Origin of the sequence: Polaromonas sp. CF318, assembly GCF_000282655.1 — a bacterium.
Lineage (GTDB): Bacteria > Pseudomonadota > Gammaproteobacteria > Burkholderiales > Burkholderiaceae_C > Polaromonas.
The window spans coordinates 26,578-53,151 of record NZ_AKIV01000056.1; the positions used below are offsets into that span (position 1 = coordinate 26,578).

22 protein-coding genes and 1 riboswitch are annotated in these 26,574 nt (G+C 65.1%); of the genes, 18 read left to right on the forward strand and 4 right to left on the reverse strand.

Features of this window, described 5'->3' with window-relative positions:
- Positions 1 to 6 precede the first annotated feature (6 nt).
- The 10 genes from PMI15_RS09755 to PMI15_RS09795 all read left to right on the forward strand — a co-directional run bounded on the left by PMI15_RS09755 (position 7) and on the right by PMI15_RS09795 (position 9,793).
- On the forward strand, positions 7 to 798 hold the full coding sequence (locus PMI15_RS09755; protein WP_007867472.1) for an enoyl-CoA hydratase/isomerase family protein: 792 nt from the start codon (positions 7 to 9) through the stop codon (positions 796 to 798).
- A gap of 4 nt (positions 799 to 802) precedes the next feature.
- Positions 803 to 1,471: a DUF4126 domain-containing protein gene (locus tag PMI15_RS09760; protein ID WP_007867476.1), complete on the forward strand. Its 669-nt coding sequence runs from the start codon at positions 803 to 805 to the stop codon at positions 1,469 to 1,471.
- Positions 1,472 to 1,581: 110 nt separating this feature from the next.
- Positions 1,582 to 3,573, forward strand: a complete 1,992-nt coding sequence (locus tag PMI15_RS09765) for an acetyl/propionyl/methylcrotonyl-CoA carboxylase subunit alpha (protein WP_007867478.1) — start codon at positions 1,582 to 1,584, stop codon at positions 3,571 to 3,573.
- A gap of 42 nt (positions 3,574 to 3,615) precedes the next feature.
- Positions 3,616 to 4,554 (forward strand): glyoxylate/hydroxypyruvate reductase A, encoded by a 939-nt coding sequence (locus PMI15_RS09770; protein ID WP_007867480.1) that lies wholly within the window; start codon positions 3,616 to 3,618, stop codon positions 4,552 to 4,554.
- A gap of 44 nt (positions 4,555 to 4,598) precedes the next feature.
- Positions 4,599 to 5,519, forward strand: coding sequence for a hydroxymethylglutaryl-CoA lyase (locus PMI15_RS09775; RefSeq protein ID WP_007867482.1), 921 nt, complete (start codon positions 4,599 to 4,601; stop codon positions 5,517 to 5,519).
- A 25-nt stretch (positions 5,520 to 5,544) separates the two neighbouring features.
- The gene (locus PMI15_RS09780; RefSeq protein WP_238541099.1) at positions 5,545 to 6,276 is read left to right on the forward strand and encodes a YbaK/EbsC family protein; all 732 of its coding nucleotides are present in this window, start codon (positions 5,545 to 5,547) and stop codon (positions 6,274 to 6,276) included.
- Positions 6,277 to 6,313: 37 nt separating this feature from the next.
- Positions 6,314 to 6,964 carry a 2-hydroxychromene-2-carboxylate isomerase gene (locus PMI15_RS09785; RefSeq protein ID WP_007867486.1) on the forward strand — a complete coding sequence of 217 codons (651 nt, stop codon included), beginning with the start codon at positions 6,314 to 6,316 and terminating at the stop codon, positions 6,962 to 6,964.
- Between the two features lie 235 nt (positions 6,965 to 7,199).
- Positions 7,200 to 8,858 carry an MFS transporter gene (locus PMI15_RS09790; RefSeq protein ID WP_007867488.1) on the forward strand — a complete coding sequence of 553 codons (1,659 nt, stop codon included), beginning with the start codon at positions 7,200 to 7,202 and terminating at the stop codon, positions 8,856 to 8,858.
- A 141-nt stretch (positions 8,859 to 8,999) separates the two neighbouring features.
- Positions 9,000 to 9,140 carry a hypothetical protein gene (locus PMI15_RS25080; RefSeq protein ID WP_007867489.1) on the forward strand — a complete coding sequence of 47 codons (141 nt, stop codon included), beginning with the start codon at positions 9,000 to 9,002 and terminating at the stop codon, positions 9,138 to 9,140.
- Between the two features lie 179 nt (positions 9,141 to 9,319).
- Positions 9,320 to 9,793, forward strand: a complete 474-nt coding sequence (locus tag PMI15_RS09795; RefSeq protein ID WP_007867492.1) for a hypothetical protein — start codon at positions 9,320 to 9,322, stop codon at positions 9,791 to 9,793.
- Between the two features lie 135 nt (positions 9,794 to 9,928).
- Here the strand turns inward: PMI15_RS09795 and PMI15_RS09800 are convergent, their stop codons facing one another.
- Positions 9,929 to 11,041: an ABC transporter substrate-binding protein gene (locus PMI15_RS09800; RefSeq protein ID WP_007867494.1), complete on the reverse strand. Its 1,113-nt coding sequence runs from the start codon at positions 11,039 to 11,041 to the stop codon at positions 9,929 to 9,931.
- A gap of 201 nt (positions 11,042 to 11,242) precedes the next feature.
- Here PMI15_RS09800 and uvrA point away from each other — a divergent pair, with 201 nt between their 5' ends.
- Positions 11,243 to 17,116, forward strand: coding sequence for an excinuclease ABC subunit UvrA (uvrA, locus tag PMI15_RS09805; protein WP_007867503.1), 5,874 nt, complete (start codon positions 11,243 to 11,245; stop codon positions 17,114 to 17,116).
- A gap of 170 nt (positions 17,117 to 17,286) precedes the next feature.
- A complete protein-coding gene (locus PMI15_RS09810; protein WP_007867506.1) occupies positions 17,287 to 18,255 on the forward strand; it encodes a tripartite tricarboxylate transporter substrate binding protein in 969 nt (322 codons plus the stop codon).
- Here the strand turns inward: PMI15_RS09810 and PMI15_RS09815 are convergent.
- Complete coding sequence (locus PMI15_RS09815) at positions 18,242 to 18,826, reverse strand: TetR/AcrR family transcriptional regulator (protein WP_007867508.1); 585 nt, start codon at positions 18,824 to 18,826, stop codon at positions 18,242 to 18,244. The genes PMI15_RS09810 and PMI15_RS09815 overlap by 14 nt on opposite strands.
- 103 nt (positions 18,827 to 18,929) lie before the next feature.
- On the opposite strand from PMI15_RS09815, the gene PMI15_RS09820 reads away from it, so the two are divergent.
- The gene (locus PMI15_RS09820) at positions 18,930 to 20,183 is read left to right on the forward strand and encodes an MFS transporter (RefSeq protein WP_007867523.1); all 1,254 of its coding nucleotides are present in this window, start codon (positions 18,930 to 18,932) and stop codon (positions 20,181 to 20,183) included.
- On the opposite strand, the gene PMI15_RS09825 is transcribed toward PMI15_RS09820, so the two are convergent.
- Positions 20,180 to 20,974, reverse strand: a complete 795-nt coding sequence (locus PMI15_RS09825) for an HAD-IIB family hydrolase (RefSeq protein WP_007867526.1) — start codon at positions 20,972 to 20,974, stop codon at positions 20,180 to 20,182. The two genes, PMI15_RS09820 and PMI15_RS09825, sit on opposite strands and share 4 nt — an antisense overlap.
- Positions 20,971 to 21,435 carry a DUF3592 domain-containing protein gene (locus PMI15_RS09830; protein WP_007867530.1) on the reverse strand — a complete coding sequence of 155 codons (465 nt, stop codon included), beginning with the start codon at positions 21,433 to 21,435 and terminating at the stop codon, positions 20,971 to 20,973. The genes PMI15_RS09825 and PMI15_RS09830 overlap by 4 nt, the downstream gene beginning before the upstream one ends.
- A gap of 147 nt (positions 21,436 to 21,582) precedes the next feature.
- Positions 21,583 to 21,655, forward strand: a riboswitch (S-adenosyl-L-homocysteine riboswitch).
- Positions 21,656 to 21,758: 103 nt separating this feature from the next.
- On the opposite strand from PMI15_RS09830, the gene ahcY reads away from it, so the two are divergent.
- The 5 genes from ahcY to PMI15_RS09855 all read left to right on the forward strand — a co-directional run bounded on the left by ahcY (position 21,759) and on the right by PMI15_RS09855 (position 26,574).
- On the forward strand, positions 21,759 to 23,189 hold the full coding sequence (gene ahcY / locus PMI15_RS09835) for an adenosylhomocysteinase (protein WP_007867533.1): 1,431 nt from the start codon (positions 21,759 to 21,761) through the stop codon (positions 23,187 to 23,189).
- Between the two features lie 100 nt (positions 23,190 to 23,289).
- A complete protein-coding gene (locus tag PMI15_RS09840; RefSeq protein WP_036838306.1) occupies positions 23,290 to 24,312 on the forward strand; it encodes a TlyA family RNA methyltransferase in 1,023 nt (340 codons plus the stop codon).
- A 29-nt stretch (positions 24,313 to 24,341) separates the two neighbouring features.
- Positions 24,342 to 25,172 (forward strand): methylenetetrahydrofolate reductase [NAD(P)H], encoded by an 831-nt coding sequence (gene metF / locus PMI15_RS09845; RefSeq protein ID WP_007867539.1) that lies wholly within the window; start codon positions 24,342 to 24,344, stop codon positions 25,170 to 25,172.
- A gap of 12 nt (positions 25,173 to 25,184) precedes the next feature.
- A complete protein-coding gene (locus PMI15_RS09850) occupies positions 25,185 to 25,793 on the forward strand; it encodes a septal ring lytic transglycosylase RlpA family protein (RefSeq protein WP_007867541.1) in 609 nt (202 codons plus the stop codon).
- Positions 25,794 to 25,923: 130 nt separating this feature from the next.
- Positions 25,924 to 26,574 (forward strand): GbsR/MarR family transcriptional regulator, encoded by a 651-nt coding sequence (locus PMI15_RS09855; protein ID WP_007867544.1) that lies wholly within the window; start codon positions 25,924 to 25,926, stop codon positions 26,572 to 26,574.

Sequence of the window (26,574 nt, forward strand, 5' to 3'; positions counted from 1 at the left end):
AGGACCATGAACCATTTATTGATAGACGTCACCGGGCACGTCGCCACCGTCACCCTGAACCGCCCCGAGGTGCGCAACGCCTTTAACGAGGAGGTGATCGCCGAGATGACCCAGGCTTTTGTCGAGCTGGGCCTGCGCGATGACCTGCGATGCGTGGTGCTGGCGGCCCAGGGCCCGGCCTTTTGCGCGGGTGCGGACCTGAACTGGATGCGCAGCATGGCCGACTACACCTACAAACAGAACCTGGAGGACGCGGGCCGCCTGGCGACCATGCTCCAGGCCGTGTATGAATGCCCCAAGCCCGTCATTGCCCGCGTGCAGGGCGATGTGTACGCGGGGGGCATGGGCCTGGTGGCGGCTTGCGACATGGCTGTGTCCGTCGATACCGCCGGCTACTGCCTCAGCGAAGTCAAGCTGGGCCTGATCCCGGCCACCATCAGCCCCTATGTGATTCGCGCCATGGGCGAGCGCGCGGCGCACCGTTACTTTTTGACGGCCGAGCGCTTTGACGCGGCCGAGGCGCTGCGCATAGGCTTTGTGCACGAGCTCGTGGCGGCCGACGCGCTGGACGCCAAAGTGGCCGAGCTTGTGAAAACCCTGGTCAATGCCGGCCCCGAGGCCGTGAAGCTGTGCAAAAAGCTGGTGCAGGACGTGGCGGGGCAGGCCATCACACACGAACTCACGCAGATGACGGTGCAGGCGATTGCCGACGTGCGCGTGAGCCCTGAAGGCCGTGAGGGCGTTCAGTCGTTTTTGCAAAAGCGCAAGCCCGACTGGTTGCCTTCCAAGCCAGACTGAAGCCATGAACACCCTGGACACCGCACAACTGATCGCCCTGGCCGGTGCGCTGGGCTGGGCCAGCGGCGTGCGCCTTTACCTGGTGGTGTTGCTGACCGGCCTGGCGGGTTTTATGGGCTGGGTGCAGCTGCCGTCCGGCCTGCAGCTGCTGGCCCACCCGGTGGTGCTGGGCATCAGCGGTTTTATGGTGTTTGTGGAATTTTTTGCCGACAAGATTCCGGGCCTGGATTCTTTGTGGGATGTGGTGCACGGCGTGATCCGCATCCCGGCCGGCGCGGCGCTGGCGGCCGCGGTGTTTGGCGGCGACAACGGCCTGGGCGCGCTGGTGGCGGCCCTGCTGGGCGGCACCCTGGCGGCCACCAGCTTTGCCGCCAAGGCCACTACGCGCGCGGCCATCAATACCTCGCCCGAACCTTTCAGCAATATCGGCGCCTCGCTGCTGGAGGACGGCCTGGTGCCGCTGGGCCTGTGGCTGGCGATTGTGCATCCCCTGGTTTTTGTGGTGCTGCTGGCCTTGGTGCTGGTGCTCAGTGTCTGGTTGATACGCCTTTGCTGGCGCTTCTTGCGTCAGCTGTTTGTGCGCGTGGCGCGCATTTTCAGCGGCAAGCCGGATCCTGGCACTGCCGCCGCTTTTACCTTGAAGTCTCCCTTTTCAAAGAACGACCATGTTTAAAAAAATCCTTATTGCAAATCGGGGCGACCAGCGGCAAAGCCGCGCAGCAGCGAAGCTAAATTGCATGGCACGCGAAGCGTGCGCAGGGTATTTCACCGCGAAAGTTAACGATGTTTAAAAAAATCCTCATTGCCAATCGCGGTGAAATAGCCTGCCGCGTGGCTGCGACTGCGCGCCGCATGGCCATCCAGTCCGTTGCCGTGTATTCCGACGCCGATGCGGGCGCCAAGCATGTGGGCTTTTGCGACGAGGCCGTGCACATAGGCGGCAGCGCGCCCAAGGACAGTTATTTGCGCTGGGAGCGCATCATCGAAGCGGCCAAGGCCACGGGCGCCGAGGCGATCCACCCGGGCTACGGCTTTCTGAGCGAGAACGAGGAGTTCGCCCAGGCCTGCGCCACTGCCGGCCTGGTCTTTATCGGCCCGCCGGCCTCGGCCATCAAGGCCATGGGTCTGAAGGCCGAGTCCAAACAGCTGATGGAAAAAGCCGGTGTACCGCTGGTGCCCGGCTACCACGGCAGCGACCAGGACCCGGCGCTGCTCAAGCGTGAGGCCGACCGCATTGGCTACCCGGTGTTGATCAAGGCCAGCGCGGGCGGCGGCGGCAAGGGCATGCGTGCGGTGGACAAGAGCGAAGACTTTGAGGCCGCGCTGGCATCCTGCAAGCGCGAGGCCATCAACAGCTTTGGCGACGACGCGGTGCTGGTCGAAAAATACGCGCAGCGCCCGCGCCATATCGAGATACAGGTGTTTGGCGACACCCACGGCAACTATGTCTACCTGTTCGAGCGCGACTGCTCGGTGCAGCGCCGCCACCAGAAGGTGCTGGAAGAGGCGCCGGCCCCCGGCATGACGGAAGCCATGCGCCAGCAGATGGGCGAGGCGGCGGTGGCGGCCGCGCGCGCCGTGAACTACGTGGGCGCCGGCACGGTCGAGTTCATTGTCGAGCAGCGCAGCGATGGCTCCATGAACTTCTTCTTTATGGAGATGAATACGCGCTTGCAGGTGGAGCACCCGGTGACCGAGGCCATCACCGGCCTGGACCTGGTGGAATGGCAGTTGCGTGTGGCCTCGGGCGAAAAGCTGCCGCTGGCGCAGGAGCAGCTGCGCATCAACGGCCATGCCATCGAGGCGCGCATCTGCGCCGAAACGCCGGACAACAACTTCCTGCCGGCCACCGGCAGCCTGCATGTCTACAAAAAACCGGCGCACACGGCCTTTGAACGAGGGCAGGTGCGTGTGGACGACGGCGTGCGCGAGGGCGATGCGATTTCGCCCTACTACGACTCCATGGTGGCCAAGCTCATCGTGCACGGCGCCACGCGCGAAGAGGCGCTGGCCCGGCTGGACGATGCGCTGGCGCAGACCCGCATCGTGGGCCTGAGCACCAATGTGCAGTTTTTGCGTTACGTGGTGCGCAGCCCTTCGTTTGCCAAGGCCAACCTGGACACCGCGCTGATACAGCGCGAAGAAGCCGTGCTCTTCAAGCAGGAGCCCGTGGGCCTGGCCATGGCGGCCGCCGCGGCGGTGGCCAGGCAGCTGCTGGACGAGCGGGCCCTGGCGGGTGCGGACCCTTTCAGCCGCCGCGACGGCTGGCGCTCGCATGGCGTGGTGCAGCGGCGCTTTGAGTTTGAATTCCACGGCGAGCCGGCCAAGGCCGCATTGACCTACGGGCATGACGGCGCGCTGCACCTTGCTTTGGGCGATGTCGCGGGGCCGCTGTTGTTCACCGAAACCGCGCAGGGCATAGAGATTCAATTCGCAGGCCAGCGCATGACGGCGGCCGTGTATGCGCAGGGCGAGCTGGACCACGTGTTCACGGCCAGGGGCGCGACGCAAATCCTCTCCATAGACCTGCTGGCCCATGCGGGCGAGGCCCAGGCCGAGGGCGGCCGCCTGACGGCGCCCATGCCGGGCAAGGTCGTGTCCTTTGCCGTCAAGGCCGGCGACAAAGTGAGCAAGGGCCAGCCGCTGGCGGTGATGGAGGCCATGAAGATGGAGCATACGATCGCGGCCCCCGCCGACGGCACGGTGCAGGAATTGCTCTATGCGCCGGGCGACCAGGTCAACGAGGGCGCGGAATTGTTGAAAATAGCCGTTTGAGTTTGTTTTGGCTCCAAACGTAATTTCAGCGGGATTCTTTCAATGCGCATCAGTTTTTGCTGCTCCGACACCAAACCCCAGCCCTGGGTGGACGGCCTCAAGGCCGCCTTCCCCGAGGCCGATGTGACGCTATGGTCCGCGGGCGCTGTGCCGGCCGACTATGCGGTGGTCTGGCAGCCACCCCAGCAATTTTTTGACGAGCAGCAAGCGCTCAAGGGCATTTTCAATATAGGCGCGGGCGTCGATGCGCTCATGAAGCTGAATCTGCCGGCCGGTGTGCCAGTGGTGCGGCTGGACGATGCCGGCATGTCGGCCCAGATGGCCGAGTTTGTCTGCCATGCGGTGATACGCCATTTCCGCGAATTGGACGGCTATGAGGCCGACATTGCAGCGGGCAAGTGGTCCTACCGCAAGCCGCGCCTGCGCACGGACTATCCGATTGGCGTGATGGGCCTGGGCGTGCTCGGTGAACGCGTGAGCCGGGCACTCGCGCAATTTGATTTCCCGGTGAATGGCTGGAGCCGCTCGCCCAAGGCGGTGGAAGGCGTGCGGTGCTTTTCAGGCGAGGTGGGCAGTGCGGGCTTCCAGGACTTCCTGGCGGCCAGCCGCATCCTGGTCTGTTTGCTGCCGTTGACGCCGGACACCCAGGGCATCATGAACCGCGACACGCTGTCGCGGCTGCGGGCGGGTGGCTATGTGGTCAATGTGGCGCGCGGCGCCCACCTGGTGGAGGAGGACCTGCTGGCGCTGATCGACAGCGGCCAGCTGGCCGGCGCGACGCTGGATGTGTTCCGCACCGAGCCGCTGCCGGCGGAGCATGCCTTCTGGAAACATCCCAAGGTCACCATCACGCCGCATACCTCGGCCCGCACCCTGCGCGAGGAAAGCATTGCCCAGATCGCCGGGAAGATACGCAGCCTGGCGGGCGGTGCGCCGATTGCCAGCCTAGCCGGCGTGGTTGATCCGAAAAAGGGATACTGACTGGCCATTCGCCGCCCTCCTGAAGGCGGCTTGCAGGACACACTATGAAACTACCCTCCAGAGTCAAGCTTGTCGACGTCGGCCCCCGCGACGGGCTGCAGAATGAAAAAGCCCAGGTGCCGGCCGCCGTCAAGATAGAGCTGGTGCACCGGCTGCAGGACGCGGGCCTGACCGAGATCGAGGTCACGAGTTTTGTGTCGCCCAAATGGGTGCCGCAAATGGCCGACAACGCCGAGGTGATGGCGGGCATACGGCGCAAGCCCGGTGTGCGCTATTCGGTGCTGACACCGAACATGAAGGGCTTTGAAGCCGCGATTGCGTCGCCGCGCGAGCTGTGGCCCGACGAGATCGTGGTGTTCGGCGCGGCCAGCGAGGCCTTCAGCCAGAAGAACATCAACTGTTCGATTGCCGAGAGCATTGAGCGCTTCAGGCCGGTGGTGGAAGCCGCGCGCGAGAAGGGTATTTATGTGCGTGGCGCGATGTCCTGCACCGTGGGCTGCCCTTACGAGGGTGAGATCGCGCCTGAACGCGTGGACATGCTGGCCGGACTGATGAAGGGCATAGGCGTGCAGCACGTGGGCGTGGCCGACACGATTGGCGTGGGCACGCCGCTCAAGGTGCAGCGCGCACTCGACGCGACGCTCAGGCACTTCGACCTCAACGACGTGTCGGGCCATTTCCATGACACCTACGGCCAGGCCCTGGGCAACACCCTGGCCTCGCTGCAGATGGGCGTCTGGCAGTTCGACACCTCCTCGGCCGGCCTGGGCGGCTGCCCTTTTGCCAAGGGCGCGACCGGCAATGTAGCCACTGAAGACGTGGTGTACATGTTGCACGGCATGGGCATTGAAACCGGCATAGATCTGGACAAGCTCATCGATGCCGGAAAATTCATCAGCGACTTCCTGGGACGCAAACCGAATTCCCGCGCCGCGACGGCGCTTTTGAACAAGCGAGCGAATTGATATGTGTGGTGCCGAGTTAAAAGCCTTGCCCGAGGGTGTTCAACGAGTGGCGGCTGTGCTGCGCGAATGCGGCCATCCGCATATGCCCGTGATGCTGGACGATGCGGCGCGCACCGCGCAGCAGGCGGCCGATGCGCTGGGCGTGCGCCTGGGGCAGATCGCCAAGAGCATCATTTTTCGCCGCAAGTCGGACGATGCCGCCGTGCTGGTCGTGACCTCGGGCGACAGGCGGGTCGATGAACGCAAGGTCGAGGCGCTGGTCTGTACTGACGGCAAGCGCGTGGGCCGGGCCGACGCGGATTTCGTGAAAAGCAAAACCGGTTTTTCCATAGGGGGCGTGTCTCCCGTGGGGCATATCAACCAGGCCGTGGTGCTGGTGGACCTGAGCCTGATGCGTTTTGACGAGGTCTGGGCCGCGGCCGGCCATCCGCATGCGGTGTTCAAGCTGATGCCGCAGGAGCTGGAACTGCTGACCGGCGCGCCCGTGGTCGACGTGGCCGTGGACCTGGGCGAGGAGGCCATCGCGCGCGAGCAGGCCGTCGCCCGGGTGACGGAGCGCGGCCGCACGGTGGAGGCCGCGGGCGATGTGGTGCCTTCGCCCTGCATCTCGGTGTGCCGCGTGAATGCCGACAGCGGGCTGTGCGAAGGCTGCTTTCGCACGCTGGGCGAGATCTCGGCCTGGGCGCGCTCCGGCCCCGAGGCGCAGCGCGAACTCTGGCGCACCATAGGCCAGCGCATGGCGGCGGTACGGGCCTGACCCTTGAACAACTGAGCCATAGAACGGAGAGAGTTTCATGAAGCACATCACTTTCTACTTTGATTTCATCTCTCCCTATGCCTACCTCGCCTTCGAACAGCTGCCTGAAGCCCTCAAGGGCCTGAGCTACAGCGTCAGCTACCGGCCGGTGCTTTTCGCCGCCCTGCTCAAGCACCACGGCCAGCTGGGCCCGGCCGAGATCGCGCCCAAGCGCGACTGGACCTACCGGCAGGTGCTGTGGCATGCGCACAGCAAGGGCATCGCCATGCAGATGCCGGCCAGCCATCCCTTCAACCCCTTGCCGCTGCTGCGGCTGGCCAGCGCCTGCGGCACGCCCGACGACCCGGCAAGCCCCAACCGCTATGTCTGCGAAACGATTTTTCGCCATGTCTGGCAGGGCGGGGGCGAGGCCGCGGATGCGCAGCGGCTTGCGGCGCTCACGGCGCAGCTTGCGCCGCAGCACACGCTGAAGGACGGCGAAGCCAAAGCGCAGCTCAAGAAGAACACCGACGAAGCCGTCGCGCGCGATGTGTTCGGCGTGCCCGCGATGGAAGTCGACGGCAAAATTTTCTGGGGCTTCGACGCGCTGCCCATGCTGCGTGAGTACCTGCTGGGCAATGCCTGGTTTGAGGGCGAGGACTGGAACGGCGTGCGCAAGGTGGCCGTGGGTATTGCGCGCAAGGCGTAAGCGGGCGTTTGGGCGCGTAAGCGAGTTTTACGCGGCGCGTAAGAAGGTTCTAGGCGTTTTCCCGGAGTGGCTTCGTATGCTGAAAAGTTTCTCAAGGGTTTCCCCTTGGGTTGTCAGCCACGCATAAGTTTCACGCAAGCTCCTGTTATTTTCACGTCAGAGCTAGGTCAGGGACTCCAAAAATAATCAGTGCAGCTTCCATACCGGAGGCCTTCACTATTTGGAGACACACATCATGGCAACAGCCGTCGACAACAGACCCATGACCGCCGAGCAGAAGAAGGTGATCTTCGCCTCTTCGCTCGGCACGGTATTCGAGTGGTACGACTTCTACCTCTACGGTTCATTGGCCGCCATCATCGCCAAGCAGTTCTTCAGCGGACTGGACTCGGGCTCGGCCTTCATCTTCGCGTTGCTCGCGTTCGCCGCCGGCTTCATCGTGCGCCCCTTCGGCGCGCTGGTGTTCGGCCGTCTGGGCGACATGATCGGCCGCAAGTACACCTTCCTGGTCACCATCGTGATCATGGGCCTGTCGACCTTCATCGTGGGCCTGCTGCCCAACTACGCGTCCATCGGTGTCGCCGCGCCGGTGATCCTGATCGCGCTGCGCATGCTGCAAGGCCTGGCGCTGGGTGGTGAGTACGGCGGTGCCGCCGTCTACGTGGCCGAGCACTCGCCCCAGGGCAAGCGCGGCGCCTACACCTCCTGGATCCAGACCACGGCCACGCTGGGCCTGTTCCTGAGCCTGTTGGTGATCCTGGGTGTGCGCACCGCCATGGGCGAAGCCGCTTTCGCCGACTGGGGCTGGCGCATTCCGTTCATCGTCTCCATCCTGCTGCTGGCCGTGTCGGTCTACATCCGTTTGTCGATGAACGAATCCCCCGCCTTCCAGAAGATGAAGGCCGAGGGCAAGACCTCCAAGGCCCCGCTGTCCGAGTCCTTCGGCCAGTGGCGCAACCTGAAGATCGTGATCCTGGCGCTGATCGGCCTGACCGCCGGCCAGGCCGTGGTCTGGTACTCGGGCCAGTTCTACGCGCTGTTCTTCCTGACGCAGGCGCTCAAGGTCGACGGCCCCACGGCTAACATCCTGGTGGCCTACTCGCTGATCCTGGGCACGCCTTTCTTTGTGATCTTCGGCACGCTGTCCGACAAGATCGGCCGCAAGCCCATCATCATGGCGGGCTGCCTGCTGGCCGTGGTCACCTACTTCCCGGTGTTCACCGCGCTGACCAAGGCCGCCAACCCCGACCTCGCCGCCGCGCAAGCCAAGAACAAGGTGATCGTGACCGCCGACCCGAAAGAGTGCTCGTTCCAGTTCAACCCGACCGGCACCGTCAAGTTCACCAGCTCCTGCGACATCGCCAAGCAGGTGCTGGCAGGCGCTTCGGTGAGCTATGACAACGTCGCCGCACCCGCCGGCACGGTGGCCACCATCAAGATCGGTGAGGCCGCGATCCCCAGCTACAACGCCAAGGGCCTGAGCGCCGACGACGCCAAGAAGAAGGACGCCGAGTTCAAGAAGCTCGTCGCGGACGACCTGAAGGCCGCCGGCTACCCCAGCAAGGCCGACCCGGCCAAGGTCGACAAGGTCATGGTCACCATCATCCTGTTCTACCTGGTGGTGCTGGTGACCATGGTTTACGGCCCGATCGCCGCCATGCTGGTCGAGCTGTTCCCGACCCGCATCCGCTACACCTCGATGAGCCTGCCCTACCACATCGGCAATGGCTGGTTCGGCGGCCTGCTGCCGACGACCGCCTTCGCCATCGTGGCGCAGACCGGCAACATGTACAACGGCCTCTGGTACCCCATCATCGTCGCCGGCATGACGCTGGTGATAGGCACCTTGTTCATCAAGGAAACCAAGGACGTGGATATTTACGCCAACGACTGATTGCTGTGATCGCCGGGCGGACCCAGCGGCCCGCGCCGGTTCTTGAGGCTGAAAAGCCTTGTGATATTTGCAGGCCCTCGTCATCCATGTGCCGGGGGCTTTTTTTTTGGCCTTTTTTTGTTTTTTTTGGAGAAGTGAAAAATGTGGAAACTCGTGCTCGGATTTATCGTGATCGCAGGCCTGGCCCTGTTCCTTTTGAACAAGGGTGGGGACATAGACCTCAGCGGTGAAAAGCATGGCGCCTTGCCCGCGCCGGTTGCCGCCGCGGCCCCTTGGGTGTGATCTATTGCCGCAAGAGGTGTATCCAGTTGCAGGACAGGGCCGCGACCGTGCCCAAAAAGGTGCGTTGGCGCTAAAAATGGGGTAAATTGAATCAGGGGCAACAAAAAAGTGTCACAAATGTCTCTGCATTACGCACAGCAGTCTGCGTTCCCCCTGGCGTACTTACTGGAGACCCGCTGATGATTTACACCAAGACGGAATTGGGCCAATCCGCATTGCAAGACCGTTCCATCCCGATGACACCGAGGCAACGCTCGGCCTTCATCATGTTTGACGGCAAGCGCAGCATGGAAGAGGTGGTCAAGGCCACCGCGGGCCTGGGCGTCACGGCTGAAGATATTTCCCACTTGCTGTCGCTGGGCCTGCTGGCGCCCGCCGCGGTGCAGCCGCCGGCCCCGCCCACCGCACCGGCGCCCGCGGTGTCCGCGCACAACGCCGACGGCTCACCCACGCTGAGCGCGCAGGAACACTATTCCAGGGCCTACCCGATTGCCACGCGGCTCACGGCCGGCCTGGGCTTGCGCGGTTTCCGGCTCAACCTCGCGGTGGAAGCCGCGACCGACATCGATAAACTCAAAGAGCTCGCCCCCAAGATCAAGGAAGCCGTAGGCCCCGAGAAGTTCAAGGAACTGGAAAACGCCCTCTACTTCTGAGCAAACTGCACGGCTTGTGATGCCTCAGGTTTGCGCATTCGCGAGCAGGGGCCGCGATCCGGCTCCGCCGGGCGCAAGGCGCCTGTCCCCCCTGGGGGGAGGGGACGCTACACGAAGTGAGCGTCAGCAGGGGGGCTACCTTTTAAACTTGCCGTCCGTGCCGATGATGGACAGGTCGGCGAAGTCCAGGCCGGTGTGGTCTTCGGGGCTGTAGCTCACTTCCAGCCCGCCGATGTCGTACTTGCGCAGGCCTTCCAGCGCCGCCTGCAGTTTTTCGCGCGTGGGTTTGGCGCCGGCGCGGCGCAGGCCCTCGACCAGCACCTTGGCCGCGGCAAAACCTTCCAGCATGGCGGGGCTCACGTCGGCCTGGCCCTTGGCCTTGGCCAGCTCCTGGGCTTCCTTGACCATGGGGAAGGCGATGGAGCGCTCATACGGAAAGACCTGGGTCACGATCACGCCGCGGGCGTTGTCGCCCAGGCTTTTCACAAAACCGCCCGAGGCGTTGTTCGACAGCGTGACGAGCTGCGCCGTGGAGCCGGCCGCGCGGAAGGCCTTGACGCCGTCGACCACGGCCTGGCCCGAGGCGACCATGATGACGGCCTGCGCATTCGACTGGTAGACCTTGGGCGCGATGGGCCCGAAGTCGGGCTTGCTGCGGTCGAATTTTTCGAGGATGGCCGGCTGCAGCTTGGCCGTGGCCAGGCCTTTTTGCGCGCCCATGACGCCGTCGGCGCCGAAGCTGTCGTCGGCATAGACGATGCCGACTCGCGTGATGCCCATGGAGGCGAGGTGGGTGACCGCTTTTTCGGCTTCGCGCTGGTAGGTGGCACGCACATTGAACACATGTTTCCTCACGGGCTGGTGCAGCACCATGGCGCCGGTGGACGGGCCCACCAGCGGCACGCCGTGTTTGTCGAGCAGGGGGATGATGCCTTCGGTGTGCGGCGTGCCGCGCGTGAGGAACAGGGCCACCACGTTTTGCTCTTCCACCAGCTTGCGGGCGTTTTCCGCCGCGAGCTTGGGCTCGAACTTGTCGTCGACTGAAATAAGCTCTACCTTCTGCCCGTTCACGCCGCCCTTGGCGTTGACGGCATCGATGTAGAGCTTGGCGCCCTCTGTGGTTTCCTTGACGCCGGCACCCACGGGGCCGGTGAAGCCCGCGGTTTGCCCGACGAGTATCTGTGCGTGGCCCAGCTGGCCCAGGGCGGCCAGCGCGAAGGCCGCGCACCAACGTTTTGTTGTTGACATGGTCTGTCTCCTTAAATCGATCCCAGGTCGCTAAAGTTAAACACGAAAGCATGAAAACAGCGAGCAGGGAAACCAGAATGTGCCCTAATTGGCGCGCTGAAAAGCGGGGAAAAAGCAGGAGAAAAGACCCTTAATCCCTACATCCTGCACAGGCGGATGCTTTGCCTAGAATGTTTGACCTCTTCAGGAAAGACCGCACTCATGTCCCAGGGAACCATCCGCATCCGCGGCGCGCGCCAGCACAACCTCAAAAACCTCGACCTTGACATTCGCACCGGTGAAATGACGGTGGTCACCGGCCCCAGCGGCTCGGGAAAATCCTCGCTGGTGTTCGACACCCTGTTCGCCGAAGGCCAGCGCCGCTATGTGGAGACCTTCTCGGCCTATGCGCGCCAGTTCCTGGACCGCATGGACAAGCCGGCCGTCGACAAGGTCGAGGGCGTGCCGCCGGCCATCGCCATCGACCAGACCAACCCGGTGCGCAGCTCGCGCTCCACCGTGGGCACCATGACGGAGCTCAACGACCACCTGAAGCTGCTTTACGCGCGCGCCGCGCAGCTCTTCGACAAACAGACCGCGCAGAACGTGCGCCACGACACGCCCGAATCGATTTATGCCGAGCTGATGGCGCGCACCAAGGAAGGCGACCCCCGCGTGGTGCTGACCTTCCCGGTCGAGCTGCCCGGCAACACCAGCGCCGAGCAGGTCGAGCAGTGGCTGTCGGTGAGCGGCTTCACGCGCGTGCATGCGCAGCGCGACGTGGCCACGCCGGCCGGCCCGCACAAGCTGCTGGATGTGGTGGCCGACCGCTTTCGCACCCATGCGGTGGAAAAGTCCCGCGTCATGGATGCCATTGAAACGGCGCTCAAGCGTGGCGGCAGGCTGAATATCTATGTGCAACACGCCGAGGACGGGCAGCCCGATCAAATGTGGCGTTTCTCCACCGGCCTGCATTGCCCCGACAGCGACCTGCGCTACACCAACCCCACGCCTTCGCTGTTTTCCTTCAACTCGGCCATGGGCGCCTGCGAAACCTGCCGCGGCTTCGGCCGCGTGATCGGCGTGGACTACGGCCTGGTGATTCCCAACGACAAGCTGACCCTGCGCGCCGGCGCCATCAAGACCATACAGACCCCGGCCTGGAAGGAGGCCCAGGATGATTTGATGCGCCACGCCGAAGCGGCCGGCATACCGCGCGACACGCCCTGGTACAAGCTCACGCCCGAGCAGCAGGGCTGGGTCATCAACGGCACGCCGGGCTACAAGGACGGCAACTGGAACAAGCAGTGGTATGGCATCAAGCGCTTTTTCGAGTACCTCGAAAGCAAGGCCTACAAGATGCACATCCGCGTGCTGCTGTCCAAGTACCGCAGCTACACGCCCTGTGAAACCTGCGGCGGCGCGCGCCTCAAGCTGGAGTCGCTGCTCTGGCACCTGGGCTCCAAGGAGGCCGCCGACGCGGTGCTGCCGCCGGTCCAGCGCTTCATGCCGGTGGGTGTGCAGTGGAGCCGCGAGCAGCTCGAGGCCTTGCCGGGCCTGGCGCTGCACGACCTGATGCGCCTGCCCATCGACAGGCTGCGCGAATTTTTCAGCGGCCTGTCGCTCAACGTGATGGGCGACGACGCCGAGATCCAGGCGCTCAAGTCGCTGTTCGAGGAAATCCAGACGCGCGTGAAGTACCTGTGCGACGTCGGCATAGGCTACCTCACGCTGGACCGGCAAAGCCGCACGCTGTCGGGCGGCGAGGTGCAGCGCATCAACCTCACGACGGCGCTGGGCACCTCGCTGGTCAACACGCTGTTTGTGCTCGACGAGCCCTCCATCGGCCTGCACCCGCGCGACATGAACCGCATCACCCAGGCCATGCACCGTCTGCGCGACGCCGGCAATACCCTGGTGGTGGTCGAGCACGACCCGGCGGTGATGCTGGCGGCCGACCGCATGATAGACATGGGCCCGGGCCCGGGCGAGAAGGGCGGCCAGATCGTGTTCGACGGCACGCCCGAAGACCTCAAACATGCCGACACGCTGACCGGCGCCTACCTGGGCTCGCGCAAGCAGGTGGGCATGGGCTTCAAGCGCGCGGTGACGGACAACACGCCGCGCCTCATCCTCGAAGGGGCGCGCGACCACAACCTGAAAAACCTGACGGTGGACTTCCCGCTGCAGCGCCTGGTCTGCGTGACCGGTGTCAGCGGCTCCGGCAAGTCCACGCTGATGCAGGACATCCTGGCGCCGGCGCTGCTGCGCCAGTTCGGCAAGGCGACCGAAACGCCGGGCCTGCACGACCGCCTCATGGGCGCCGACCACCTGACGGACGTGGTGTTTGTCGACCAGTCGCCCATCGGCAAGACGGCGCGCTCCAACCCGGCCAGCTATGTGGGCGCCTGGGACGCGGTGCGCGACCTGTTCGCGCTGGCGCCGCTGGCCAAACAGCGCAGCTACACCGCCACCAAGTTCAGTTTCAACAACGGCGACGGCCGCTGCCCGACCTGCGGCGGCTCGGGCTTTGAGCACGTGGAGATGCAGTTTTTGAGCGACGTCTACCTGCGCTGCCCCGATTGCGACGGCAAGCGCTACCGCGCCGAGATCCTCGAGGTGACGATTGAACGCAAGGCCGTGGGCGACCTCAAGCCGCGCCTGCTCAATGTGTCCGACGTGCTGGACCTCACGGTCAGCGAGGCGATTGCGCTTTTTGCGCAGGACCGCGAGGTGGTGCGTTCCCTGCAGCCCATCGTGGACGTGGGCCTGGAGTACGTGAAGCTGGGCCAGCCCGTGCCCACGCTGTCGGGTGGCGAGGCGCAGCGCCTCAAGCTCGCGGGCTTCCTGGCCAATGCCAGCAAGACCGCTAGCACGAGCAAGCAGGCGCTGGCGCTCAGGCAGCCGGGCCGGGGTACGCTGTTTTTGTTCGACGAGCCGACTACCGGCCTGCACTTCGACGACATCGCCAAGCTGATGCGCGCGCTGCGCAAGCTGCTGGAGGCCGGCCACTCGCTGATCGTGATCGAGCACAACCTCGACGTGATCCGCTCGGCCGACTGGCTGATAGACCTGGGGCCCGAAGGCGGCGAGGCCGGCGGCCTGCTGGTGGCCCAGGGCACGCCCGAGGAGGTACGCCAGCACCCGACCTCGCACACGGCGCTGGCGCTGCGCGAGTACGAGCAGGCCATGGGCAAGGTGCACGGCGTGGAAGAGTCGCGGCCCAAGGTGTGGGCCACGCGCCCGGCCTTTTCCAACCTGATCCAGATCGTCAACGCCAAGGAAAACAACCTCAAGAGCCTGTCGGTCGACATTCCGCGCGGCAAGTTCAATGTGGTGACCGGTGTCTCGGGCTCGGGCAAGTCCACGCTGGCCTTTGACATTTTGTTCAACGAAGGCCAGCGCCGCTACCTCGAATCGCTGAACGCCTACGCGCGCAGCATCGTGCAGCCGGCGGGCCGGCCCGAGGTGGACGCCGTCTACGGCATCCCGCCCACCGTGGCCATCGAGCAGCGCCTGTCGCGTGGCGGGCGCAAGTCCACCGTGGGAACCACCACCGAGGTCTGGCATTTCCTGCGCCTTTTGTATGTGAAGCTGGGCATACAGCATTGCACCAAGGAAGGCGCGGCCGTGATGCCGCAAAGCCCCGAAAGCATCGCGGCGCAGTTGCTCAAGACCTACCGCGGCCAGCACATCGGCCTGCTGGCGCCGCTGGTGATCGCGCGCAAGGGCGTTTACACCGAGCTGGCCGACTGGGCGCGGCCGCGCGGCTACACGCATTTGCGCATAGACGGTGAGTTTTTGCCGACCACGGGCTTCCCGCGCATAGACCGTTTCAAGGAACACACGGTGGAGCTGCCGGTGGCCGACATCCGCGTGTCGCCCGAGAACGAGGCCGCCTTGCGCGCCGCGCTGGCGACCGCGCTGGAGCACGGCAAGGGCGTGGTCCATGTGCTGGCGCCGCTGGACGGCCTGCGCGGCGCGATGATGGCCGGCGCCAGCGCGAAGAACATCGGCAAGCTGATTGCGTTTTCGACCAAGCGCGCCTGCCCGGTCTGCGCGACCTCGTATGCCGAGCTCGACCCGCGCCTCTTCAGCTACAACAGCAAGCATGGCTGGTGCCCTGACTGCGTGGGTACCGGCGTCAAACTCACCAAGGAGCAGCGCAAGGTCTTCGACGACTCGGTGATGGACGACGACAACAAGGGCCGCGAGCAGAGCTTTGCCGAGCCCGAGGTGGAAGACGTCGCCGGCACCGCCTGCCCGACCTGCGAAGGCACGCGGCTCAATGCCACGGCCCGCGCGGTGAAGTTCGCCGGCGTCGGCATTGCCGACATCGCGGCGCTGTCGGTGACCGACGTGCGGCGCTGGGTCGAAAAACTCGCGCTGCTGGGCCGCGAGGCCGGCATCGCACGCGACCTGATCCCTGAAATCAAAAGCCGGCTGGAGTTCCTCGAGGACGTGGGCCTGGGCTACCTCACCCTGGACCGCGGCGCGCCCACGTTATCCGGCGGCGAGGCGCAGCGCATACGCCTGGCGGCACAGCTGGGCTCCAACCTGCAGGGCGTCTGCTACGTGCTGGACGAGCCGACCATCGGCCTGCACCCGCGCGACAACCAGATCCTGCTGGGCGCTTTAGGCAAGCTCAGCGACCGCGGCAATACCCTGGTGGTGGTCGAGCATGACGAAGACACGATACGCCGCGCCGACAACATCATCGACATCGGCCCGGGCGCGGGCAAGCGCGGCGGCACGCTGGTGGCGCAGGGCACGGCGGCGCAGCTGTCGGCCGTGCCGGAATCGCTGACCGGCCGCTACCTGGCGAACCCGTTGATACACCCGCTGCATGCGCGGCGCGAAACGCGCAAGGGCGCGGCGCAGGCGGCCGCGGTGAAGGAGCCCACCGTTGTTGCTGATGCCAGGCCCGTGAGCAAACAGAAGGCGGCCACGCTCAAGGCCGCGGCCCTGAAAGCCGCCGCGGCCAGCGCGAGTGCGCTGCACAACGCGGCGCCGGTGGCGGCAGGGCCTTTCACTTCCTGGCTCACGGTGGTCAATGCCGACCTGCACAACCTCAAGGACGTCTCGGTCACCGTGCCGCTGTACCGCCTGGTGGCGGTGACGGGCGTGTCGGGCTCCGGCAAGTCCACGCTGGCGCGCGACGTGCTGCTGACCAATGTGCATGCGGGCGTGACGCAGCGCTCCACCAAGTCGGGGCGCGACGCCGACGACAAGGGCAAGACGCCCGACTGGACCGGCTGCGAACGCATCGAAGGGTATGCCGCGGTGGACCGCGTGCTGGAAGTCGACCAGACGCCCATCGGCAAGACGCCGCGCTCCTGCCCGGCCACCTACATCGGCTTCTGGGACACCATACGCAAGCTGTTTGCCGACACGCTGGAGGCCCGCGCGCGCGGTTACGGCGCCGGGCGGTTTTCCTTCAACACCGGCGAGGGCCGCTGCCCGACCTGCGAAGGCGCGGGCGTGCGCACCATAGGCATGAGCTTTCTGCCCGACGTGAAGGTGCTCTGCGAAACCTGCCACGGCGCGCGCTTCAACCCCGAAACCCAGGCCGTGACCTGGCGCGGCAAGAACATCGGCGACGTGCTGAAAATGGAAGTGGACGAGGCGGTGGACTTCTTCGCCTCCATGCCCAACATCAGCCATCCGCTGCAGCTGCTGAAAGACGTGGGCCTGGGCTACCTCACGCTGGGCCAGCCGTCACCCACGCTGTCGGGCGGCGAGGCGCAGCGCATCAAGCTGGTGACGGAACTCAGCAAGGTGCGCGACGACATCACGCGCCGCGGCCAGAAGGCGCCGCACACGCTTTATGTGCTGGACGAGCCCACGGTGGGCCTGCACATGGCCGACGTCGAAAAGCTGATCCACGTGCTGCATCGCCTGGTCAACGGCGGCCACAGCGTGGTGGTGATCGAGCACGACCTGGACGTCATCGCCGAAGCCGACTGGGTGATTGACCTGGGCCCGGACGGCGGCAATGCCGGCGGGCGTGTGGTGGCGTCCGCGCCCCCGGAGGCCGTGGTCAAGCTGGGGACGCATACCGGGAAGGCCTTGAAAAGCGTATTGACCCGGGTGTGAATATGAGTCGAATTTGTTCCAATTATTCGTCGAATATTTGCATTCGACGAAGAAATGGAACATTCGGGCGCTGACGCCAGCGCGACAGCCCTTCAGGTGTTGCCCTGATGCGGCGGGCGCCGGCGGCACGCATGATGTGGGCTGCCCGCCAACCGACCAGGAGACACCCCATGCAACGCCGACCCTTTCTGCACACCGCCGCCGCCCTGGCCTTGATCGCCGCGGGCGCCATGCCGGCCCAGGCGCAGACCTTTCCGGCCAAACCCATCAAGCTGGTGATCGCGTTTCCGGCCGGCGGGCCCACCGACATCACCATGCGTTCGCTGGCCGACAACGCCTCGAAAATCCTGGGCCAGGCGGTGATCGTGGAGAACAAGCCCGGCGCGGGCGGCACCCTGCCGGCCCAGCAGTTGCAAAGCGCACCGGCCGACGGCTACACGCTGGCGCAGATCCCGCTGGGCGTGTTCCGCCTGGGCTACACGACCAAGATCAATTGGGACCCGGTCAAGGACATCAGCTATGTGATCAATGTGACGGGTTACGCCTTCGGCATCGTGGTGCCGGCCGACAGCCCGTTCAAGACCTGGGCCGACTTTGTGGCTTATGCCAAGGCCAACCCCGGCAAGCTGACCTACGGCTCCACCGGCACGCTGACCAGCCCGCACCTGACGACGGAACTCGTTGCGCAGAAAGCCGGGATTGAATTGCAGCATGTGCCTTACAAAGGCAGCGCCGATTTGATGCTGGCGCTGGTCAGCGGCCAGTTGATGGCCGGCGCCGACAGCACCGGCTTTGCGCCGCAGGTCGAGGCCGGCAAGCTGCGCGTGCTCAATACCTGGGGCGAGAAGCGCCTCGACAAATTCCCGAACGCGCCCACGCTGAAAGAGCTGGGCTATGACATCGTGCAGAACTCGCCCTTTGGCATAGGTGCGCCCAAGGGCACGCCGCCCGAGGTGGTCAAGCGCCTGCACGACGCCTTCAAGAAGGCCATGGAAGAGCCGAGTTATGTGGCGGCGCTGGGCCGTTACGACATGCTGCCCAACTACCTGAGTTCGGCCGACTACACGAAGTTTGCGCAGGACACGGTGGTGCGCGAAAAAGCCTTGATCGACAAGCTAGGCTTAGCTAAACCCAACTAGCGGGCTGGACGCCGGCTAGTACGAAGAGCTCGTCGGCGAGTTGTTCCGCCAGCGCTGGCTCGACGCCGGCGCCGAAAATCAATCGGTAAATGATGGGGGCCATCATGTGGTCCAGCACCTGTTGCACAGTGGGTGTGGTGTCGCCGCGCGCCTGGGCGCGCTTGACCAGCACGGTGGCTTCGTTACGGCGGTTTTTCAGGCAGTTGGTTTCTTCGGTGCCGGCCAGCGCGGCCGCGGCCTTCAGCAGGGAGGCGTTGCCGGGCTTGTTGAGGTGGTTGATCAGCTCCAGCGCCCAAGCCGTGAGTTCGGCTTTCAAATCCCCGGTTTCAGGCAGGGGCCGGTTGGGGTCCAGCCGGTGCGTGGCGGTTTCATCGAGCAGGCCATTCACGTCGCCCCAGCGCCGGTAAATGCTGGAGGCGCTGACGCCGGCGCGCTCGGCCACGGCCGGTACGGTGACCTTGTCGCGGCCTTCCTGGGCAATCAGTTCTTCGAGCGCCTTGCGCACCACGGCCTGCACCTGGGCGCTGCGGCCACCGGGGCGCTTGGCCTGACTGGGAAGAGGGGTGTTCATGGCACGATTCTAGCTTAAAGCAATGATATTTGCGTTAATTTAAATGTCGGCGTAGAATTCTCAAACGCAAATAAATTTGCTTTAAGAAAGTTGAGCGTTTCCCATGAGCACTCCCGCCGCCTCCTCTTTGCACGCCTCTTCCGCCACGACGGCGCCGCGTTGGCAACTGCCGCCCGCGGCCGCCTTCCCGCTGCTGGCCGTCCTGCTGTTCGCGTTTTTTGTGGCGGGCAGCGCGCCCTCGCCGCTGTTTGTGGTGTTCCAGCAGCAGTGGGGTTTTTCGCCGGCGCTGCTGACGGTGGCGTTTGCGATTTACGCGATTGCGCTGCTGGCCTCGCTGCTGGTGGCGGGCTCGCTGTCCGACCACATAGGCCGGCGCCCGGTGGTGTTTGTCGCCTTGCTGCTGCAGGCCGGCGCGATGCTGACTTTTCTGCTGGCCGAGGGCATCAACGGCATCATTGCCGCGCGCGTTGTGCAGGGCATCGCGACCGGCATGGTCGGCGGCGCGCTGACGGCAGCGGTGGTGGAAGCCGCCCCGGCCGCGCAAAAACGCCTGGGCGCGATGATAGGCAGCGTCTCGCCGCTGGCGGGACTGGCCGTGGGCGCGGTGCTCACCGGTATCGCCGTCAAGTTCGCCTTGCACCCGGTGCCGCTGGTGTTCGGTGTGCTGGCCGCCATCTGCGTCGTGGGTGCGGTGGCCACGCTGTTCCTGCCCGAAAGCGTCACGCCGCGCCCCGGCGCACTGGCTTCACTGGTGCCGCGCGTCTCGGTGCCGGTGCAGGCGCGCTCTGAATTCGTGCGCGGCGTGCCGACGATGCTGGCGGTGTGGTCGCTGGCGGGCCTGTACCTGTCGCTGGTGCCTTCTGTGCTGCAGCAAATCTTCGGCATCCATGACGGCATCGTCAACGGCCTGGCGATTGCCACCTTTTTCGGCCTGGGCGCGGCCTCGCCAACCTTGCTGAAAAAACTGTCGCCGGTGCGCATGAGCGCCATCGGGATGAGCTTGCTCGCCGTGGGCGCGGGCCTGGTGGCTATGTCGCTGGCAACCCGTTCCGTGGCGCTGTTTTTTGTGGGAACGGCACTGGCAGGTTTCGGTGGCGGCTCGGCCTTCTCCGCGCAGGTGCAGACGCTGGCGCCGATAGCACAGCCACACCAGCGGGCGGAGTTGTTTTCTGCGCTGTATGCCGTCAGCTACCTGGCCTTCAGCGTGCCGGCCATGCTGGCCGGCCGCTTGATCGCGCCGCTGGGCCTGCCGGCCACAGTGGAAGCTTATGCCACGCTGGTGCTGGCCGTGGCCGCGTTGGGTGCCTGGCTGCGTTGGGGCTCGGTGCGCCGCGCGGGTGCACCGGCTGTCAATTAATCCAGCAGGGAGCGGACCACTTCGTTGAAACCCGCGCCGCGCTCGCCGCGCGTCACATAACGCGGCAGGTGCGCCAGCTGCGGCACAAAGCGCGCGATGTTGGCCACGCCCACGCTGTTGGCAAAGGTCTTGAACATCAGCTGGTCGTTGGTCGAATCGCCCACATAGACCCATTGGTTCATTTCGGCATCCAGGTCGCGCTGCCAGAGCTCACGCACGATCCAGCGCGCGCCTTCGAGCTTGTTGTGGTCGCCGTACCAGCCGTTGATATGGATACTGCTCACGGTGGCATGCATGCCCTCGCTTTTCATGAGCGCCACCACGGCGGCGATCTGCGCGTCGCTGAGCCGGGTGAACTCGCTGTGGTCGATGGCGATGTCGGTCTCGCGGCCCGGCGAATCGGTGGCGCGCGTCACGCCCGGCAGTTCGCGCTCTATGCGCGCCAGCACCGCCTGCATGCGCGCGAAGTTGGCGTCGCGCGTGGCCGCATCCTGCTGGTAAATCTTTGACAAGGGCCGCGGCGCGGCGCTTCCGGCATCCGGCAGCAGCGCCACCGCACCGTTTTCCGCCACGATGGCATCGACCGGCCAGCGCCCCGCGAAGGGTTCGCTCCAGCCGACTGGGCGGCCGGTGATGGCTACCACTTTCAGCCCGGCGGCTTTCAATTCCCCCAAGGCCGTCAGCGCATCGGCGGTGATTTCGCCTTCCGTGGTCAGGGTGTCGTCGATGTCGGTGAAGAGGCCGGTGATCTGTGCACGCTCGGTGAGCGGCCAGGATAGGAGGTCTTTCATCGTTGCTTTCTGAGGATTCTGATGCCCGTCACGATGCCAAAGCCCATGAGGAGCAGGCCGAAGCAGGCCTGAACCCAATCGTTGTACCAGAGCCTTCCGGGTTGGAGCACGGCTTCGGAAGGGCGTGCAGGATCGTAATACACGTCCACCGTCTCGCCTTTCTTGAACTCAGCCTGGAACTCCCTGAGCTCATTTCCCGACATGCAGCTGTCTGTTGGGCGGACGCGCTGGCCGGTGAACTGCTTGCCTTCCGCGCTGTAGCTGTAGGCGGCACGCGGCGGATAACACCTGGATCGCGGGCCGTCTGGGGCTCCCGCGCCGGAAGAAAGCATCTCGGCGCTGCCTTCTTCCCAATCGAGGGTTTGCCAGGCCCGAAAAGCCTTCAGTGCAAAGTCGACGCTCAGCCCGATGCCGCCAATCAGCGAGAGGGCACAGCACACGCGAAAAAAACGGCGCCGCATCACCTGGCTCCGGGACCCGGGAATGCACTGACGAAAGGGTCTCGGAGACGGCGCGCTGTGGATTCTTGCATGGTGAAATTTTCGCATGGCCCTGGCCGGGGATTTTCCAGGACTGGGCAGCCCCGGACAGCTTGGGTACAATGGCGGCTTCCTGAGGAGCGTTGCAAGCCACACCACGTGGACCAGGCTCAGGACTTCATTGCAACCACGCTCACCCGCATGTGCTTTCTCAAGCCGGGTGAATGACTGAATTCCCCCTCACCTTGAATGCCGTGCCCGTGGCGATTTTGCCCAGTTACTACGTTTGATTTTTGGAGAACCGTATGAGCGCCGTCCTGAAGCCTTCCACCGACCACATCATTGCCGACATCTCGCTTGCCGCCTGGGGCCGCAAGGAACTCAACATCGCCCAGACCGAAATGCCCGGCCTGATGGCCATCCGCGAAGAGTTCGCCAAGGCGCAGCCGCTGAAGGGCGCGCGCATCACCGGCTCGCTGCACATGACGATCCAGACCGGCGTGCTGATCGAGACCCTGCAGGCCCTGGGCGCCGACGTGCGCTGGGCTTCGTGCAACATCTTCTCCACGCAGGACCACGCCGCCGCGGCGATCGCCGCCGCGGGCACACCGGTGTTTGCCATCAAGGGCGAAACCCTGGCCGACTACTGGGATTACACCCACCGCATCTTTGAATTCAAGGGCGCCAAGGGCACGCCTGAAGAAGGCCCCAACATGATCCTGGACGACGGCGGCGACGCAACGCTGCTGATGCACCTGGGCAGCAAGGCCGAAAAAGACGCCAGCCTGATCTCCAAGCCCACCAGCGAAGAAGAAACCTGCCTGTTCAACTCGATCAAGGCCAAGCTCGCGCAAGACCCGACCTGGTACAGCCGCCGCCTGAAGAACATCATCGGTGTGACCGAGGAAACCACCACCGGCGTGCTGCGCCTCAATGAGATGTCGGCCAAGGGCACGCTGGCCCTGCGCGCCATCAACGTCAACGACTCGGTGACCAAGTCCAAGTTCGACAACCTGTACGGCTGCCGCGAATCCCTGGTCGACGCGATCAAGCGCGCCACCGACGTGATGGTGGCCGGCAAGGTCGCCGTGGTGGCCGGCTACGGCGACGTGGGCAAGGGCTCGGCCCAGGCCTTGCGCGCGCTGAGCGCCCAGGTGTGGGTGACCGAGATCGACCCGATCAACGCCCTGCAGGCCGCGATGGAAGGCTACAAGGTCGTGACCATGGAATACGCCGCCGACAAGGCCGACATCTTTGTGTCCGCTACCGGCAACAAGAACGTCATCACCTACGCTCACATGGCCGCGATGAAAGACCAGGCCATCGTCTGCAACATCGGCCACTTCGATAACGAAATCGACGTCGCCTCGCTCGAGAAGTGCACCTGGGAAGAGATCAAGCCGCAAGTCGACCACGTGATCTTCCCGGACGGCAAGCGCATCATCCTGCTGGCCAAGGGCCGCCTCGTGAACCTCGGCTGCGGAACCGGCCACCCGAGCTTCGTGATGTCGTCGAGCTTCGCCAACCAGACGATCGCGCAGATCGAGCTCTTCACCAAGAAAGAGGCTTACGAAGTCGGCAAGGTCTATGTGCTGCCCAAGCACCTCGACGAGAAGGTCGCGCGTTTGCACCTCAAGAAGGTCGGCGCGGTGCTGACCGAGCTGAGCGACGAGCAGGCCGCGTACATCGGTGTCAGCAAGGCAGGCCCGTACAAGGCAAATACCTACCGCTATTAATTAGTAGCGGCGGTATTCCTCCCTCTCCCGCTGGGAGAGGGAACAAGACAAGGACTCCGCCTGGATGGTTTCAGGCGAGAGGCCCATTCCACGGAGCACCATGCGCGCTGACCTATTCCTCGTCGACCACGGCCATGCCGCCACCCGCTCCCAGGCCCAGCGCCTGATTGCCTCGGGCGTGCAGTGGCGCGCGGAGGCGGACGCCCCCTGGAAAAAAGTCGCCAAGAACGGCGACGAGATTCCCGAAGGCGCCGAGCTGCAACTGCTGGACACCACCGAAGCCAAGTACATCTCGCGCGGCGGGCTCAAGCTTGAAGGCGCGCTCAAGGCCACCGGCCTGAAGGTGGCCGGCCTGCGCTGCCTGGACATAGGCCAGTCCACCGGCGGCTTCACCGACTGCCTGCTGCAGCACGGCGCCGTGCAGGTGGTGGGTGTGGACGTGGGCCACGGCCAGCTGCATGCCAGCCTGCGGGGTGACCCGCGCGTGGTCTGCATCGAAGGCCTCAATGCGCGTTCCATGACGGCCGCCGACCTGGTGGCCGGCCATGCGGGCGACAGCGGCGACATGGACTTTGCTGATGACTTCGATGATGAAGATGAGGGCGAAGATGGCGAAGAGGCCCCGGCCATTGAAGCGAACTTCGACTTCCTGACCGGCGACCTGTCCTTTATCTCGCTCACGCTGGTGCTGCCCGCCGTGGTGCGCCTGCTCAAGCCCGGCGGCGATCTGCTGATGCTGGTCAAGCCGCAGTTCGAGCTGCAGCCCGGCCAGGTGGGCAAGGGCGGCATCGTGCGCGACCCGGCGCATTTCGCGTTTGTGGAAAAGCGCTTGCGTGATGCCTGCGTGGCCCTGGGGCTGGAGGTCAAAGCCTGGCTGGACTCGCCGATTGAAGGCGGCGACGGCAACCGCGAGTTTTTTATCCAGGCCGTCAAGGGCCGCGACGTGGCCGGCGAAGACCAGCCGCTGCCGGCCGCGCCGCAGCGCAAGGTCGCCAAGCGCGTGCCGCGTGCCGAACTGCGTGCCTCCCGCGCGCCGCACGAAGACTCCGAACTTGCGCATGCCGGCCAGCCCGGACCGGCGCGCGGCAAGCGGCGCGACAAGAAAACCGATACCGACGAGTAACGACGAATCAACGACGAGTGAGATCAGCGATGAACCTGCCCCTGAGTTTTGAATTCTTCCCCCCCAAGACGCCGGAAGGCGCGGCCAAGCTGCGTGTGGCGCGCCAGGCGCTGTATGCGCACAAGCCCGAGTTCTGCTCGGTCACCTTCGGCGCCGGCGGCTCCACGCAAGAGGGCACCTTTGGCACCGTGAAGGAAATCCTGGACGAAGGCGTCGCCGCGGCCTGCCATTTCTCCTGCGTGGGCGCGACCAAGGCCACGGTGCGCAAACAGCTGGCCGAGCTGCGGGCCATGGGCGTCAAGCGCCTGGTGGCGCTGCGCGGCGACCTGCCCAGCGGCTACGGCGCCGGCGGCGAGTTCCATTACGCGAGCGACCTGGTGGCCTTTATCCGCGAGGAAACCGGCGACGCCTTCCACATCGAGGTGGCGGCCTACCCCGAAGTCCATCCCCAGGCCCGCTCGGCCGACGCCGACCTGCAGGCCTTTGTCAAAAAGGTCAAGGCCGGCGCCGATTCGGCGATCACGCAGTATTTCTTCAACGCCGACGCCTATTTCCGTTTCGTCGACGATGCGCAAGCCCTGGGCGTGGACCTGCCCATCGTGCCGGGCATCATGCCCGTCATCAGTTCCACGCAGCTCATGCGCTTTTCCGACGCCTGCGGCGCCGAGATCCCGCGCTGGATACGCCTGCGCCTGCAGGGCTTTGGTGACGACACCGCCTCCATCAAGAGCTTCGGCCTGGATGTGGTCACCGGCCTGTGCGAGCAGCTCTACGCCGCGGGCGTGCCCGGCATCCACTTCTACACGATGAACCAGGCCGCGGCGACGACCGACATCATCGGGCGGCTGCAGCGGGCCTGAGCCCGGCCACCCATGCGCGAGGGTGTGATCCGCAGTGCTCGTGTCGCCGGTGCGGCAGCCCTGATCGCCATGCTGGCGGCCTGTACGACGGCGCCGACCGCGCCGTCCGGCCCCCGCGCGGCTGCGTCCCGGCCCGCCCCGGCGCCACAGCATGACGCGCCCGGCCAGGCCGTCGATGAAGTGCCGGCGACCGTCCCCCTCACCGAGCGGCCCCGCCCCGAACTGCTGGGCGGCGAGGTGCCGCGCGAATTCCAACGCGGCACCGCCTCCTGGTACGGCCCGCGCTTCAACGGCAGGCGCACCGCCAGCGGCGAACGTTTTGACATGCGCGAGTTCACCGCCGCCCATCGCACGCTGCCCTTCGGCACCCTGGTGCGCGTGCACAGCCTGGTCAACGGCCGCGAGGTGGACGTGCGCATCACCGACCGCGGCCCCTATGCCGGCAACCGCATCATCGACCTGAGCCGCGCCGCGGCCGAAGAGCTGGGCATGCTGGGCCTGGGCTTCAAGGAGGTGGTGCTGATGGTGCCGGAGTCCACGCCCGAGGTGGCGGTGATACCGCCGCCGGCCCGAAAGCCGGTGCGCAAGCCGCGCCGCGCTTCGCCCGCCAGCCGGCGCTGAACCTGTCATAAGCCGGGTCCGGCCGACCAGCTCGCAGGGTTAATCAGCAGCGGCGCCCGCAAAAGGGGTTTCAATTTATTAGAATTTCAGTAATTCCTGAAAATTCAATAAATCAAAGAGGCCCAGTGCCATGAATCTTCCTCCCTTGACCCAGCGCTTTGTCCTGCATTTCGGTGAAATGGGCAGCCGCTGGGGCATCAACCGCACCGTGGGGCAGATTTATGCCCTTCTTTATGTGTCCCCGCGGGCCCTGAATGCCGATGAGATCGGTGAGGCGCTGGCGTTCTCGCGCTCCAACGTCAGCATGGGGCTCAAGGAGCTGCAGTCGTGGAACCTGGTGCGCCTGCAGCACTTGCCGGGCGACCGGCGCGAGTACTTCCAGGCGCCCGAAGACGTCTGGGCCATCTTCCGCACCCTGGCCGAGGAGCGCCGCAAGCGCGAGATCGACCCGACGCTGTCCATGCTGCGCGATGCTCTGATGGAGCACCCCTCGCACGCGGACGACATCCACGCCCAGGCGCGCATGAAGCAGATGCACGACCTGATCGAGCTCATGACGGGCTGGCTGGCCGACGTGCAGAAAATGGACTCGGCCACGCTGGTGAGCCTCATGAAGATGGGCGCCAAGGTGCAGAAGCTGCTGGAGATGAAAAACAAGGTCGCCGGCAGCATGAAGGCCGGTTTGACAGGCCGGGCCGCATCCCCCACAGTGGCGACGGAACCTCCCCGCGCCGAACCTGCGGCACTGCCCGCCAACCTTCCCGATGACACCAGGAGTTGA

Bases quoted from the DNA above. Each gene is read 5' to 3' on its own strand.
- PMI15_RS09755 (WP_007867472.1), top strand. From the start codon at position 7: ATGAACCATTTATTGATAGACGTCACCGGGCACGTCGCCACCGTCACC.
- PMI15_RS09760 (WP_007867476.1), top strand. From the start codon at position 803: ATGAACACCCTGGACACCGCACAACTGATCGCCCTGGCCGGTGCGCTG.
- PMI15_RS09765 (WP_007867478.1), top strand. From the start codon at position 1,582: ATGTTTAAAAAAATCCTCATTGCCAATCGCGGTGAAATAGCCTGCCGC.
- PMI15_RS09770 (WP_007867480.1), top strand. From the start codon at position 3,616: ATGCGCATCAGTTTTTGCTGCTCCGACACCAAACCCCAGCCCTGGGTG.
- PMI15_RS09775 (WP_007867482.1), top strand. From the start codon at position 4,599: ATGAAACTACCCTCCAGAGTCAAGCTTGTCGACGTCGGCCCCCGCGAC.
- PMI15_RS09785 (WP_007867486.1), top strand. From the start codon at position 6,314: ATGAAGCACATCACTTTCTACTTTGATTTCATCTCTCCCTATGCCTAC.
- PMI15_RS09790 (WP_007867488.1), top strand. From the start codon at position 7,200: ATGGCAACAGCCGTCGACAACAGACCCATGACCGCCGAGCAGAAGAAG.
- PMI15_RS25080 (WP_007867489.1), top strand. From the start codon at position 9,000: ATGTGGAAACTCGTGCTCGGATTTATCGTGATCGCAGGCCTGGCCCTG.
- PMI15_RS09795 (WP_007867492.1), top strand. From the start codon at position 9,320: ATGATTTACACCAAGACGGAATTGGGCCAATCCGCATTGCAAGACCGT.
- PMI15_RS09800 (WP_007867494.1), bottom strand. From the start codon at position 11,041: ATGTCAACAACAAAACGTTGGTGCGCGGCCTTCGCGCTGGCCGCCCTG.
- uvrA (WP_007867503.1), top strand. From the start codon at position 11,243: ATGTCCCAGGGAACCATCCGCATCCGCGGCGCGCGCCAGCACAACCTC.
- PMI15_RS09810 (WP_007867506.1), top strand. From the start codon at position 17,287: ATGCAACGCCGACCCTTTCTGCACACCGCCGCCGCCCTGGCCTTGATC.
- PMI15_RS09815 (WP_007867508.1), bottom strand. From the start codon at position 18,826: ATGAACACCCCTCTTCCCAGTCAGGCCAAGCGCCCCGGTGGCCGCAGC.
- PMI15_RS09820 (WP_007867523.1), top strand. From the start codon at position 18,930: ATGAGCACTCCCGCCGCCTCCTCTTTGCACGCCTCTTCCGCCACGACG.
- PMI15_RS09825 (WP_007867526.1), bottom strand. From the start codon at position 20,974: ATGAAAGACCTCCTATCCTGGCCGCTCACCGAGCGTGCACAGATCACC.
- PMI15_RS09830 (WP_007867530.1), bottom strand. From the start codon at position 21,435: ATGCGGCGCCGTTTTTTTCGCGTGTGCTGTGCCCTCTCGCTGATTGGC.
- ahcY (WP_007867533.1), top strand. From the start codon at position 21,759: ATGAGCGCCGTCCTGAAGCCTTCCACCGACCACATCATTGCCGACATC.
- PMI15_RS09840 (WP_036838306.1), top strand. From the start codon at position 23,290: ATGCGCGCTGACCTATTCCTCGTCGACCACGGCCATGCCGCCACCCGC.
- metF (WP_007867539.1), top strand. From the start codon at position 24,342: ATGAACCTGCCCCTGAGTTTTGAATTCTTCCCCCCCAAGACGCCGGAA.
- PMI15_RS09850 (WP_007867541.1), top strand. From the start codon at position 25,185: ATGCGCGAGGGTGTGATCCGCAGTGCTCGTGTCGCCGGTGCGGCAGCC.
- PMI15_RS09855 (WP_007867544.1), top strand. From the start codon at position 25,924: ATGAATCTTCCTCCCTTGACCCAGCGCTTTGTCCTGCATTTCGGTGAA.